General features: G+C 51.8%; 10 protein-coding genes. 4 read left to right on the top strand and 6 right to left on the bottom strand.

The genetic code is table 11. From position 1 onward, the window contains the following. The first annotated feature begins 111 nt into the window (after positions 1 to 111). Together M2298_RS01715 and M2298_RS01710 are read left to right on the top strand one after the other, a co-directional pair. Positions 112 to 378 carry a CD3324 family protein gene (locus tag M2298_RS01715; RefSeq protein WP_122963030.1) on the top strand — a complete coding sequence of 89 codons (267 nt, stop codon included), beginning with the start codon at positions 112 to 114 and terminating at the stop codon, positions 376 to 378. Positions 379 to 461: 83 nt separating this feature from the next. Next, positions 462 to 1,202 (top strand): MBL fold metallo-hydrolase, encoded by a 741-nt coding sequence (locus M2298_RS01710; RefSeq protein WP_280648148.1) that lies wholly within the window; start codon positions 462 to 464, stop codon positions 1,200 to 1,202. 401 nt (positions 1,203 to 1,603) lie between these two features. Here the strand turns inward: M2298_RS01710 and M2298_RS01705 are convergent, their stop codons facing one another. The 3 genes from M2298_RS01705 to M2298_RS01695 all read right to left on the bottom strand — a co-directional run bounded on the left by M2298_RS01705 (position 1,604) and on the right by M2298_RS01695 (position 6,645). After that, positions 1,604 to 3,451, bottom strand: coding sequence for an ABC transporter ATP-binding protein (locus M2298_RS01705; RefSeq protein ID WP_280648147.1), 1,848 nt, complete (start codon positions 3,449 to 3,451; stop codon positions 1,604 to 1,606). Position 3,452: 1 nt separating this feature from the next. After that, positions 3,453 to 5,189, bottom strand: a complete 1,737-nt coding sequence (locus M2298_RS01700) for an ABC transporter ATP-binding protein (protein WP_217021915.1) — start codon at positions 5,187 to 5,189, stop codon at positions 3,453 to 3,455. 295 nt (positions 5,190 to 5,484) lie between these two features. After that, complete coding sequence (locus tag M2298_RS01695) at positions 5,485 to 6,645, bottom strand: M24 family metallopeptidase (RefSeq protein ID WP_229049848.1); 1,161 nt, start codon at positions 6,643 to 6,645, stop codon at positions 5,485 to 5,487. Positions 6,646 to 6,845: 200 nt separating this feature from the next. Between M2298_RS01695 and M2298_RS01690 the strand changes: the two genes are divergently transcribed. Both M2298_RS01690 and def read left to right on the top strand, forming a co-directional pair. Then, on the top strand, positions 6,846 to 7,088 hold the full coding sequence (locus M2298_RS01690) for a helix-turn-helix domain-containing protein (RefSeq protein ID WP_122963024.1): 243 nt from the start codon (positions 6,846 to 6,848) through the stop codon (positions 7,086 to 7,088). Between the two features lie 26 nt (positions 7,089 to 7,114). Further along, positions 7,115 to 7,633, top strand: a complete 519-nt coding sequence (gene def / locus M2298_RS01685; protein ID WP_122963023.1) for a peptide deformylase — start codon at positions 7,115 to 7,117, stop codon at positions 7,631 to 7,633. 68 nt (positions 7,634 to 7,701) lie between these two features. Here def and M2298_RS01680 read toward each other — a convergent pair whose 3' ends face one another. The 3 genes from M2298_RS01680 to M2298_RS01670 all read right to left on the bottom strand — a co-directional run bounded on the left by M2298_RS01680 (position 7,702) and on the right by M2298_RS01670 (position 11,617). Beyond that, a complete protein-coding gene (locus tag M2298_RS01680; protein ID WP_173598395.1) occupies positions 7,702 to 9,027 on the bottom strand; it encodes a hypothetical protein in 1,326 nt (441 codons plus the stop codon). 15 nt (positions 9,028 to 9,042) lie between these two features. Beyond that, on the bottom strand, positions 9,043 to 9,480 hold the full coding sequence (locus M2298_RS01675; protein WP_063228592.1) for a hypothetical protein: 438 nt from the start codon (positions 9,478 to 9,480) through the stop codon (positions 9,043 to 9,045). Positions 9,481 to 9,910: 430 nt separating this feature from the next. Continuing rightward, complete coding sequence (locus M2298_RS01670) at positions 9,911 to 11,617, bottom strand: DUF262 domain-containing protein (RefSeq protein WP_280648146.1); 1,707 nt, start codon at positions 11,615 to 11,617, stop codon at positions 9,911 to 9,913. Between the last annotated feature and the right edge of the window lie 293 nt (positions 11,618 to 11,910).

Below are 11,910 nucleotides of genomic sequence, written 5' to 3'. Positions count from 1 at the left end.
CAAAGAGTCCTCCTTCCTCTTTACTCAGGGCCGACTCGCTAGTGTTAAAAGAAGGGCCTCTTTGCCCTGCTATATACCGACTTCACGTTATATAGACAGGAGCAGAGTCAGATGAGATACCAAAATGCCAAACTCGTTTTGCCGGAACCGCTTTTGCAGGAAATCCAGCAATACGTCCAGGGCAGCTATTTGTATATTCCGAAGCCTTCCGCTTCCAAAAGAAAGTGGGGCGACGGCACCGACACAAAGCAATTGCTTCGCGAGCGAAACCAGGCCATCTTGCAGGCTTATCGCCAAGGAACGGGCGTCAAGGAATTGGCCGAGCAATATTTTTTGACGAGACACAGCATCCGCCGCATCATTCGCGAACAGCCATAATCCAGAAAAGTAGTCGTCCGTGCAAGTACCGCACTTCCTACGTTACACTTCGCTTATCGCTACGACAAATGGAGGTACGTTCCATGAATGGCATGCATCTGCTTTCGCTGTCTTTTGAGCAAAACGGACACAGTCAAGTCATCACACCCGTCCTGCTGCGCGACGAACACGAGCTGATCCTCGTAGACTGCGGCTATCCCGGATTCCTGCCGCTGCTGGCAGAAGCAGCGAACAGCCAGCAGCTCGACTTGTCCGCGCTGACCAGAGTGATCGCGACTCACCATGATGTCGACCATATCGGCGCGCTCGCCGCTTTGAAGCAAGCATACCCGCAAATTGAAATCATCGCCTACGAGTCAGATGCCCCATACGTAACTGGCGCCAAAACTTCGCTGCGAATTTTGCAGGCGCAAGCAACGCTCGCCTCCCTCACTGGCGAGGAGCTGGAGCTTGTGGAACAGTTTATCCGCTTTTTGCAGACGATCGAGCCAGCACCAGTCGAGCGCACGGTAGTCGATCAGGATCGTCTGCCCTGGTGCGGCGGGATCGAGATCGTTCACACGCCCGGTCACATGCCTGGACATATGTCTTTGTATCTTCCGGCAAGCCAGACACTGATTGCCGGAGATGCCGTGGTCATCGAGGACGGAAAGCTCGCGATTGCCAATCCGCAGTACGCATTGGACCTTGCCGATGCCGTCCGCTCTGTCCGCCGCTTGCTCGACTATGAGATCAGGCAGCTCGTCTGTTATCACGGCGGGCTGTTTCAGGGCGATGTGAAGCAGGCACTGGAAGAGCTGCTTCACCGTTACCAGACAACATGACAAATTGATTACTCCCGACTGCAAAAAGCGCGCAGTCCGATGCCAGGCAACAAGTTGCAATGAGGACTGGCGTTGTTTTGCAACTTCGCTTTTTTCGCTTGCACAAGCTGTCACCGCCAAAAAGCCCTGTCGTCCGCCAAAGTGGATGCCAGGGCTTTGCTTTTGCCGTCGTTCGCTCGGTACCGCTTCGGTTTCACAAGAGTACAGCAGTCATGGTCGTGCAAAATCAAGCCGATATGTTCCAGGGCGTCAGCAACCGAGGAGGGAGCGCATTCTCGTCCATACGACGGGGAAACAATGTTCAGCGTCGCATCAAAGTCATAGGCGTCAAATCGCTGAGTCCGCCACAACAAAACACCCCGCCTGCGCACGCACCAACGCGCGCCAGCCGAGGCATTTTTCTACTGCGAAGCCGTCTCCAAGTTTTTGAACTGATTGTAAAACAATTGATGATACATCCCTTTTTGCTCGATCAGGTCGTCGTGGCTGCCTTTTTCCACGATCTGCCCGCGATCGACGACCATGATCGTGTCGGCATCGCGGATCGTTCCGAGCCTGTGGGCGATCACAAAGCTCGTGCGCCCTTCCATGATCGAAGCAAGGGCGTCCTGAATGATCAACTCGGTACGGGTGTCGATGCTGCTCGTCGCCTCGTCGAGAATCAACAGCGACGGCCTCGCGAGAAAGACGCGGGCAATCGCCAAAAGCTGGCGCTGTCCCTGACTCAGATTCCCCCCGTTTTCCGTCAGCGGCGTATCGTAGCGCTTGGGCAGGCGGTTGATGAACACGTCTGCATGCGCCATTTTCGCTGCCGCTTCCACCTCGGCGTCTGTCGCATCGGGCTTGCCGTACATGATGTTTTCCTTGATCGTCCCGGAAAACAAATACGTGTCCTGCAAAACGAAGCCGAAGCTGCGGCGCAAGCTGTCCCGCGAATATTCGCGAATGTCTTTTCCATCGAGGTAAATGGTTCCTTCCGTCACATCGTAGAAGCGCGTCAGCAAGTTGACCACTGTCGTTTTGCCTGCCCCCGTCGGCCCGACCAATGCCGTCGTGCTGCCCGCCTCCGCCTCGAAGCTGACGTTTTGCAAAATCGGCTGATCAGGGCGATAGCCGAAGCTCACCCGATCGAAGACGACATGCCCTTTCGGATTCGCAAGCACGACCGCATTCGGCGCATCGAGCGGCTCTTCTTGCTCGTCCAGCACTTCAAACACGCGCTCTGCTCCGGCGACTCCAGACTGGAGCACGTTGAAAATGCTGGCGAGGTCGTTCAGCGGACGGACAAACTGCCGCGAATAGCTGAGAAAGCTGGCGATCACGCCGACGGTAATCATCCCTTTGACCGCGAGCACACCGCCGACAATCGCGACCATGCCGAAGCCGAGGTTGTTGATCACGTTCATGATCGGCATCAAAAAGCCCGACCACACTTGCGCTTTCATCCCGACCTTGCACAGTCGGTCGTTAATCGCCGCGAAGTCGGCAATCGCCTTTTCTTCATGGTTGAACGCCTTGACGACCTGGATGCCGGAAATCGTCTCTTCAATATGCCCGTTCAGCTTGCCCAGCTCGGACTGCTGATCTTTGAACAGCACACTGGTTCTTTTCGCAATCGTGCGGGTCAACAGGAACACAAGCGGAACCGTAATCAGGCAGGCAAGCGTCAAAATCGGGGACAGCACGATCATCATGATCAAAGACCCCGCAATCACGATGACGCCTGACATCAGCTGTGTCGTCGACTGCGAGATCGAGTTGCTGACGTTGTCGATATCGTTGGTCAGCCGGCTCATCAGCTCGCCATGCGTACGCGAATCGAAAAAGGCGACCGGGAGCTTTTGCAGCTTTTCAAACATCGCCTGGCGCATATTCGTCACGATCCGCTGCGTGATTCCCGCGACCATCCAGCCTTGCAAAAACGTCAAAGCCCCATCGAGCACATAAGAGCTGAGCAAGGCCAAAACGATGATCGACAACAGCGAAAGTGACCCGGGGCCGCCCGTCATCGCATCGATCGATTTTCCGATCAGGTACGGAGCCAAGAGCATCAGGAACCCATCTACCAACACGATGACAAAGACGAGCGGCAGCCATCTTTTTTCCCGCCCGAACGATTGCCACAGTCTTTTCAGCGTGGCTTGGAAGTTTTTCGGCTTGCTTACCGGACCTCGCTGTGCCCCATGCCCAAACCCGCGTCCAGGCCGCGTCGGAAAAATCGGCGGCTGCTCTTTTTGTTGTTGCGACATGTTAGCTCACCTCCCTGCCGATTTGCGATAGGAAGATTTCCTGATAGACCTGACACGTAGCGAGCAGCGTTTCGTGCGAGCCAATCCCCGCCACTGCGCCGTTGTCGAGGACGACAATCTTGTCGGCATCCATGACAGACGTGATCCGCTGCGCGATCAAAATGCAGGTCAGCCCTTTCGCGTACGTTTTGAGCGCTTCCTTGATCCGGCTTTCCGTCGCCACATCAACCGCACTGGTGCTGTCGTCGAGAATGAGAATGTCCGGCTTTTTCACCAACGCTCTGGCAATCGAGAGCCGCTGCTTTTGCCCCCCGGAAAAATTGACCCCGCCCTGGCCTACCCGCGTCTGGTAGCCTTCGGGAGTAGCAGCGATAAACTCATGCGCCTGTGCCATGCGCGCCGCCTCCATCGCCTCCTCCTCCGTCGCATCTTCCTTGCCCCAGCGAATATTTTCCAGTACCGTGCCTGTAAAAAGCGTCGTTTTCTGCGGCACGATCGCCATTTTTTCGCGGAGCTTGGCTGGCTCGACATCGCGCACATCCTGTCCGTCTACGCGAATCGTCCCTTCCGTCACATCGTAAAAACGCGGAATCAAGCCGACCAGGCTGCTTTTTCCCGACCCGGTAGAGCCGATGATCCCTACTGTTTCCCCCGGCAAGCATGTAAAAGAGACTTGCTTCAGGACAGGCTGACCATTTGTTCCGGCATAGGAAAAGCTGACGTTTTCAAAATCGATCCGGCCTGTTTCAGCCCCGGCTTCATCCGCCCCCGCCGCCGCTTCCTTCCAGCTCATCCGGTTTTCCTCGGCAAAAACTTCGCCGATCCGCCCAGCCGATGCTTTGGCCCGCACGAACATGTTGAAGACGAGCGAAATCATCATCAGCGAGAACAAGATTTGCGTCATGTAGTTGGTAAACGCGATGATGTGTCCAACCTGAATGCTCCCTTGCTCGACTCCCAAACCGCCCAGCCACAGCACAGCGACGATTCCGAGGTTGACCGTGAGCATGATCGCCGGGCTGAAAACCGACATGACGCGGGTCGCAGACAGCGATTTCTTTTGCAACTCTTCATTGGCCCCGGTGAACTTGCCCACCTCGAAGTCAAAACGGTTAAACGCCTTGACGACCCGCACGCCCGACAAATACTCGCGCATGGCACCGTTTACCTTGTCGAGCGCCTGCTGCACCTTGAGGAAAAACGGAAAACCGATTTTCAGATTCAAAAAGATCAACAGCCCGACAATCGGCACCACGACTGCGAGCACTACCGCCAAGTCGGCATTCAGTTGGGTCGCCATGAACAAGCCGCCGATGCACATCAGCGGCGCTTTGACGAAAATACGCATCATGCCGTTGACAAACACCTGCACCTGATTGACGTCGTTGGTCATGCGCGTGACGAGCGAGGCGCGGTCGAACTTGTTCAAACTGTCAAAAGACAGCGACTGCACCTTCGTGAACAGATCGGCGCGAAGCTGCGCTCCGAAGTTTTGCGACACGTACGTGGCAAGCAGATTGCGGACGGTAGCAGCCACAGCGCCCAAGGCTGTAATCAACAGCATCAGCCCGCCCGTTTTCAGCACGTAATCCAGATCGCGCTGCGCGACACCGATGTCGATGATTCGGGACATAATCGTCGGCTGCAAAAGGTCGCACAAAGCTTCCACCGTCAAAAAGATCATGGATACGCTTGCAACAAAGCCGTATTTTTTTATGTATTTTTGATAAAACCGCATTGAGTCACCTCATTTCTTGCTGCAAAGCTTCTACGTTCCACGATACCTGTTGCCATCCAAATTGTCACGAGGGGAGTTGTATCTCTTCACGATAAACAAGCAGCAGAGAACATGCTTGCTCTTTGCTGCTTGTGAGGTGTTTCTTCCATATATAAGGATTATTTTATATGCGGCGCTTTCCGATTATTGCTGCGACTTCCTATGCCTTGAACCCAAGCTTCGTCTCGAGTGATCTCCGGCTGGACGTCCGCTTTTTTCAGCAAAATGCGCTTGGCACCCGCCCATCATCGCTTTTTTACAAGGACAGAAGCTCTTTCGGCAAATTCATCAAATTGAGACAGCCGTCTTCCGTCACAATGACATTGTCCTCGATTCGGACTCCGCCTTTGTTCGGCAAGTAAATGCCCGGTTCAATCGTGAACGCCATGCCTGGCGCAAGCACCAGCGGATTGTTCTGGATCATGTACGGCTCCTCGTGTCCGCAAAGCCCGATGCCATGTCCAAGCCGATGCGTGAAGTATTCGCCATAGCCGCTATCCCGAATAATCGCGCGGGCTGTTTCGTCAATCTCATGCGCCGTGACGCCAGGGCGAACCGCCTCAACAGCCGCTTGCTGCGCCTGCCGCACGACCTCGTAAATGTTCGCAAGCTCCGCGTCCAGCTCCCCGACAGCCACCGTTCGCGTAATATCGGCCACATACCCATGAAAAATGGCTCCGAAATCGATGACGACCAGCTCACCGGACTGGATCAGCTTGTCCGATGCCCGTCCGTGCGGCAGCGCCCCGCGATATCCCGACGCGACAATCGTGTCAAACGGCGTGCCTTCCGAGCCTCTTTTTCGCATCTCGTATTCCAGCTCGGCGGCAACCTCCAGCTCCGCGACACCAGCCCTGACGCGAGGCAGGATCGCCTGAAAGCTGTCTTCCACGATGCGTACCGCTTGCCGGATCGTCTCGATCTCTTGCTCGTCCTTGATCACGCGCAACGCCTCAACCGTTTGCTCGATCTCGACAAACTCCTGTGCCCCAAGCTGCTCAACCGCTTTCCATTCCTTGACGCGCATGTGCCCATACTCGATTCCGACCCGGCCGAGCGTGCCCAGTTTTTTCTGCACCTCCGCCAACGCCTGTCCCGGACCTTGCTCGTCCGTGTACGAGAACAAAGCATCGTGCGCCACCTGCTCGACCTTGCTCACTTCCAGCTTGGGCATCAAAAACAACAGCTGATTCTCCTTCGTGAGAATAGCCAGGCTGAGCCGTTCGCTTTGATGCAGCGCCAGACCAGTGAAGTAGTACAGATTCGGGCCAGGCACCAAAATGCACGCATCCGTATTTTCCTGCTGCAAATGATGGGCAAGGCGTTGTCTTCTCGCTTCCTGCATCTCGTTCTCTCCTTTTTTGCCGTTGATGGCGCTTGCTCCGATATAGCCTGCGGCAAGGATGCTTTTTTCCACTTCCGCCTCTTTGCCTTTCCCCTTCAATACAACAGAACGGACGACAAATCCTGCCGAAGCCCTCCATTCTGCACCTGCGTACCGGAAAGCCGATGTCCTTTTGGCAAAATGGGGCGCCGTCCCGCTTGCTTTTTTCGCGAAATCCGTTATATTAGGTAATAACTTAAAATATTAGGCAACACCTAAAAGAAGGTGATCGAATGCTTGTGTGGATGTTGCGAAAAGTAATGGCTGACAGAGGGATCTGGTCCGGAGCAGCGCTCGCCCGTCTGCTGAAGGAAAAAGCCGGCTACGAAATATCGGCACCGTCGATCAGCGCTCTCTTGAACGGTCAGCCCAAGCAGATGAAGGCTGACACGCTCGATGCCTTGTGCACGGCATTGGACTGCACACCGAATGATTTATGGGTCTACACCCCACCCTCCCAACAAGATGGGGCATAATTACTACCTTTGGAGGTTGAAAGCAGATGGCAGTCAAAACAATCCTGCCTTTCGGAGAGCCGATTTTGCGCAAAAGCGCGAAGCCGGTGGTTGAATTTAATGACAGACTGGGAAAACTTTTGGACGATATGGCAGAAACGCTGTACGCCAAGGAAGGCCGAGCAGGGCTGGCCGCTCCGCAAGTCGGATTTTTGAAGCGGGTCATCGTCATGGATTGCGGAGACGGGCTGATCGAGCTGATCAATCCACAGATTCTGGAGATGTCCGGCGAGCAGCTCGGCCCGGAAGCCTGCCTGTCTTTTCCCGGCTACTCCGGCATTGTGAAACGCGCCCAGTACGTCAAAATCGAGACTGCGACCCGCACTGGCGAGACATTCACCATGGAAGCCGAAGACTTTTTGGCGCGCTGCATCCAGCACGAAATCGACCATCTGGACGGGATTTTGTTCGTGGACCGGATTGAAGGCGATAAGCTGTACCATGACCAGACGAAGCGCAAAGTGAACCTGATGGATGTGTGGAAGTTGACGCAAAAGCAAGGGTAATTCGGTTTTGATGGGAAAACGAAAAATCCACCTGATGATTTCAGGGTGGATTTTTCGTTTTATACGTTCTATACGCGTTCTGAAGTCCGTCGCTGTTCTTTGGAAACGATACCGCTGATGATGTAGACAGGAACGAACTCTTCGCTGGCATCCATTTTTCTGGCGAAGCCGTCAAGCTCCCACTTTTTCAGCAGTTTTGCCGCCTCCTCCATGCTGACCACTGCATTGTAAGCCAATTCGTGGACGGTCAGGCGACCATTCTTCCGCTTGGCTACCTGGAAAGCCACTCGCTCCATTTTTTCTGCTTCCTCCTTAGCCCTGATTAAATACAAAACTCTGTATCCGCCGATAACCGCCCCAATCCCCGCATAAAAGAGGAAATTATTCCAGTTCATTAAAGCGTAACCAGCCAATAACGAATAAAAGAAAGCATAACAACACGTCATCATCAGCTGCTCTTGCAGATGCTTGAACTTCGCTTGCGGCTTGTAATTGGGCTCCCGATTGTACACCATAGATTCATGCGAGCAATTCGGAAACAAATATATCGCTGTCCCGTCATTCTCGTACGATATCGTCACAAGATTGTTCTTGTGCCAGCGATCAATCATCGGCTGGAGGGATGACATGCTCTCATTGGTAAATTCTGCGATTTCTTGCGGATATAGCACGCCTTGGTTGTCCAAAACGTAACCCAGGACATCATGCTCGGTTTTCCGCACATAGTCTCGGTAAGCCAAGTAAACAACATGAATCAGGCGGATCACTGCTAACGTGCAGACGATGATGGCTCCTGTCAAAAATGCATCTGAATAAATCATCTGTTTATCCAATAGCCAGAGCGGAGCTATGATGGTCACAAGAACGATAAAGGTAATCCTCGGCAACTTTTTCCATGCTTTTTGTTTCTTTTCATCTTCTTCCGTTTCATCCACCTTGCCACAATAATCCCGCTCATCTGGCAGCCAATTCTCGTAGACGAGCGGCGCCAATTCATATACTGTGGCGTCGCCGACAGCAGATGAACTGCTTAGAATCTGCTTTTGTTCAAGTTCCTTTAAAATCCGCTCACATTCTGCCAGCTTCAATGAAGTTTTCAATGCCAGCATTGGCGCGGTAACCTCGTTGCCATAATCTAGCGCAATCCCGATCACATCTGCATGATACTTGATATCCTGACTCTTTTTCGCAAGCATTCGCTCAATCATCCGGGAGCCAATGTAGATCAGGGAAAGAATCACCAAGAGTAGACCTATGATGCTCTCATTGTCCATCAAGAGATGTATAGTAGTAAAAAATGGCTTCCATAGTGCAACACCAAGGATTATTAATACTGCACAAAGAATTAAAATACCCACCAAAATAAAAAAAGCCATCCCGAAGAAGTATTCCATTCCTTCCCCTCCCTTCTATTCGTCCCTATTGGAAAATCCGGGGAAGCAGTAAAGAATATCCCCTGTTTTCGCCACGCTCAAGTCTGCGTATCCCCTGTTATGCAGATCATCCAAAATTTTTTGCGATTCCGTTAAGGAAAGCGTAGTTTTTGCGGCAACATCCACGGCCGTAATGTATCCATCATTCTCATTCGCTACCGTCAAAACTCTTAAAATCGCCCAGTCTTCCCTTTTGAAACGAATCTTTTGCAGTCCTTTTGCGATCCATCCCTCCATGATTAATCCAAGCGGAAAGGCGATAGCGTAGGAGAGAATCAGGATCGCAACCGTGTCCGAATGAAACTGCTGGTAATAACCGAGCATTTCTGGATACCACAGATCGTCCTGCGTAACAGTAGGCAAATAATGCTGGAACACAAAAAACAGAATAATAGTTAGTGCGATAATACTCATGTAATTCCCTCGACTTTCATATTTTCCCATGCTCTTTCAATTTTACACGTTAGCCTCTATTTTCGGAATCATCTTCCAGCGTATGATTTACCAAAACTCGCTCAGGAACGCAGTATCGGATCAAAGCTAACGTTGGTCGAGGAAACAGAAGAAACAAGCGGCAGAACTTTCGGACTCCCACCCAACTGGAGGAAAAAAAGGATAACGGCTTTTCAGCAGCACGTGATTACGCTTCTTCGAGCACGCTGCTTTTGACGCGGTTTTCCTTTTTTGCCATAGGCGGACCAGTCCATGCTTCCCCGCAAGAGTCCAGGTGCCCTAAAGCAATTTCTCCTGTTTCCTCCCTCCACTACAGCACCGATCCCCAACGCACCAAAAAAGGCACCCACACCAAACCAACATGTGGATGCCCTTACTCTTCTACGCCAACCTAAATATACAACATCGGATGAAGCTTCTCCTTAATCAACTGAGCACGCTGCTCGTAAAACCGGAGAAACTGATCCGCATCCCACGTTTGCTCATCTCTTGGAATCAGATGCTGGTTGATGTAAAACGTTTTGTTCGTGACATGATTGTCAATCCATTCCTTCAACGGCTTCGCGTTTTTCACTCCGCGGTTTGTGCCGTAATCGAGGAGCTGATAGTTGAAGACGCTGTTGACCTGGTCCAGCGAATACCCTTTGCTCACAAGAATCGAGTACGGGTGGATGTGGTCCATATCCTGTTTTCTTGTGACAGGTTCACGGTCGTAGATCAAATAGAACAAAAAGTTGCTGTCAAACTGGTTGCTGATGCTGGATTCCTCGAGATTCCGCGTAAACCAGAGCGGGTGGCTGGTGTAGATGGAAAACAGGCGCTGCGTCGGAAAAGGCGCATTTTTGTGCTGCTTCATTTCCTCCAATATTTTTCGAATCCCCGTTTTATACGGAATCCATCCAGAGCCTCGGCTGAATACCCCGTTCAGCAGCGACCAGTACATCCATTCATAAATACTTGCGAAGTCCTCGTTGCTCGTATCGAATGTATCGAACAGATTTTCCAGCCTGTCCGTCGGCACATCCGTTTTGTGAAAAATATGATACGCGATGAAGTAGAGCGGGATAAAGGAACGGTTCCCTTCCCGGTAGTAGTTGAGCAGCTTGGCGGACTGCAAAAACTTCCGCAACGATTTTAACGTTTCAAGGATGCGCGCCCGATTTTCGATGGCGAATGTCGCGTCTGCTTCCTCGATATCGGTCATTTCCTTTTTGTGATTGTCGTTCAGCAAAAAGACGAGCTTGATCAAAACTTCTTGCGTCAATCCGATGTCTTGATAATCTTTCAGCGTGGACTCCAGAAATTCTTCCATTTTCCACTCGAACCCTTTCAGGATCGACGCCACCAAATCAAAGGAAGACAGCTTTGTCCCGCCGTCGTTCAGCCTTCTGAACAACTCGACGATCCGCTGGCGATTGGAGTTTTCGTTCAGCGAACGGTTGATGCGCACTTTCGAGAGGCCAATGCTTTCGTTATTAAAAATGCTGCGGTAAAAGCGGGCGATGTTTTTGCGAACGTAGTCCTTCTCAAGCGCTTCCGTGATCGCAAAGTTCTGGATGATTTCATCCGCTACTTGATCCTCGTCGTTTGTCTGTTTCAAGGAGCGGTACAGTTTGCTGACCGAATACCACTTGTACGTCTTCAATTCGCACTCTTCTTTATCCGTCGCCTGCTTGGGCAGCTTGTCGCTGTCTTTTTCGAACTTGAAGTAAAATACGAGATTTTTAAAGTCGCTAAACAAGTCGAAATACAAAATTTTTCCGTTAAAGCTTCCCAGCAATCCGAGGTAAAACGATTGGAGTCTTTGCTGACCGTCGATGATGAACAGGTGATCCTTTGAATTGGTTTCATCGTAGATCGAGCTGATGGCCTGACCGTCCTTCGTAAAATGCCTATAGGCAAAGAGCGGCTTGTTGCCCTCTTCTTCCTCGATCGCCATAATCCCGCCGAACGAGTTTCCCTTGAGCAACGTGTCAAACAGCAATTCCATTTTCTCTTCTTCCCAGACGAGCCTGCGCTGGATGACAGGCAGTACCAGGGTGTTGTCGTGGATACGCGTAACGATTTCGGATACTTTTTTGGTTTCCCAGTTAGCCATGTGCCATCGGACTCCTTTTTCCAAAAAGCGGGATTCAATATTCGTCTTTTCCTTTCATCTTAGTTAAAATGACCACGATTTTCCACAACCTTTTGCCATTTCAAAAGGTTTCTTGCCACCGCGGCGGAATAATCAAGCCAACTCCCACCATCACCATAAACATATTCACCATCAAAACGCCAAGCACGGCTGGCAGATGACCTTTGCGCAACATAAAAAAGCCCCCTTATCCATTTTTTGGACAGGAGGCGAAAATTCCACGCGCAAATAAACAGGCACACTTTTCCCAGAGA

It is taken from the genome of Brevibacillus sp. 1238, from assembly GCF_029892995.1.
GTDB classification, from domain to species: domain Bacteria; phylum Bacillota; class Bacilli; order Brevibacillales; family Brevibacillaceae; genus Brevibacillus; species Brevibacillus parabrevis.
The sequence above is the reverse complement of the archived record's forward strand: the minus strand, read 5'-3'. Positions and strand labels throughout refer to the sequence as shown.